The organism is Sutterella sp. (assembly GCF_052272535.1).
Lineage (GTDB): Bacteria > Pseudomonadota > Gammaproteobacteria > Burkholderiales > Burkholderiaceae_F > Sutterella.
The window spans coordinates 1-1,607 of record NZ_DAVZJY010000349.1 but is presented as its reverse complement, the minus strand read 5'-3'; the positions used below and the strand labels follow the sequence as shown (position 1 = coordinate 1,607).

At 68.3% G+C, this 1,607-nt stretch carries 1 protein-coding gene; it reads right to left on the bottom strand.

Annotated features, from left to right (window positions below):
- Positions 1-53: 53 nt before the first annotated feature.
- Positions 54-1,364 (bottom strand): replication-associated recombination protein A, encoded by a 1,311-nt coding sequence (locus tag ACT6Y9_RS10880; RefSeq protein WP_443744544.1) that lies wholly within the window; start codon positions 1,362-1,364, stop codon positions 54-56.
- Between the last annotated feature and the right edge of the window lie 243 nt (positions 1,365-1,607).

Below are 1,607 nucleotides of genomic sequence, written 5' to 3'. Positions count from 1 at the left end.
AGCCGCCGTCACGGGAAACTGTCATTTTCGCGGTTTCCACGCCCGCATGCAAATCAGCCCTGTCCGCGGCGGCGGCCGCGGCCGGCCTTCCGGGCGGCTTCGTTCAGGGCTTCGAGCCCCTTGAGCTTCTCGGCGATCTTCGCCTCGAGCCCGCGGTCGGTGGGCACGTACCAGCGGCGGCCCTCAAGCCCCTCGGGGAGGTACACCTCGCCCGCGGCGAAGGCGCCCGGCTCGTCGTGGGCGTACCGGTAGCCCTCTTTGTAGCCGAGATCCTTCATGAGCTTCGTCGGGGCGTTGCGCAGGTGCATCGGCACGGGGCGCGAGCCGTCCTTGCGGATGAACTCACGCAGCTCGTTCATCGCCTTGTAGACGGCGTTGCTCTTCGGGGCGCAGGCGAGGTAGACCGCGGCCTGCCCGAGCGCGAGCTCCCCTTCGGGGCTCCCGAGGCGCTCATAGATCTCCGCGGCCTCCACCGCCACCGTCGCCGCCCGCGGGTCGGCGAGGCCGATGTCCTCGACCGCCATGCGCATGAGCCGGCGGGCGATGTAGCGGGGGTCGCACCCGCCGTCGAGCATCCGCATCATCCAGTAGAGCGCCCCGTCGGGGTCCGAGCCCCGCACGGACTTGTGCATCGCGCTGATCTGGTCGTAGAAGTTGTCGCCCCCCTTGTCGAAGCGCCGCAACGTGGCCGGTGTGGTCTTCCTCAGGAACGCGGCATCCACCTCGGCGACGTGCCGTTCGCGCGCCATCGTGCAGCAGACGTCGAGAGCGTTCAGGCACCGCCGCGCGTCGCCGTCGGCGAGCGAGACGAGGATGCCCTTCGCCTCGTCGGTGACCTTGAGCTCGGGGAACTCGCGCGCGAGCGCGCGGTTGATGAGCTCCATCGTTTCGTCCGCCGAGAGGCTCGTGAGCTGGTAGACGGTCGAGCGCGAAAGGAGCGCCCCCACCACTTCGAAGGAGGGGTTCTCGGTCGTGGCGCCGACGAAGATGAAGAGCCCCGACTCGACGTGCGGCAGGAACGCGTCCTGCTGGCTCTTGCTGAAGCGGTGCACCTCGTCGACGAAGACCACGGTGGGACGCCCGGTCGCCGCCATGGTGCGCCGGGCGGCGTCCACCGCGTCGCGGATGTCCTTCACGCCGCCCAGAACCGCAGAGATCGCGATGAAGGGCAGATCAAAGGCATTCGCCATGAGGCGCGCAAGCGTCGTCTTTCCGACGCCCGGAGGGCCCCAGAGAATCATCGAGTGGGGACGGCGGTTCTCAAAAGCCACCCGCAGCGGCGCGCCGGGCCCGATGAGCTTCTTCTGCCCGATCACTTCGTCGAGCGTCTGCGGCCGCATGCGCTCGGCAAGAGGCTGCAGCATGGGCTGGACGGGCTTCTGCGCGGTACGCGGGCGCGGCGCCGCGGCGGGCGCGTCGTTGCCAAAGAGGGAGTCGTCGGGCATGTCGCTCTGGGTCTCGATGGAGGTGGATGGGCACGAGCGGAGATTCTACCGGCCGCCGCGGGGCCGAAAAAGCGAAAACCCCACCAGACGGGAGCCTGATGGGGTTTTCTTTGTAGGGAGCCTGGCGATGACCTACTTTCACTGGAAATACAACCAACTATC

Excerpts from the sequence above, each read along its gene's own strand:
- ACT6Y9_RS10880 (WP_443744544.1), bottom strand. The coding sequence starts at position 1,364 with ATGCTGCAGCCTCTTGCCGAGCGCATGCGGCCGCAGACGCTCGACGAA.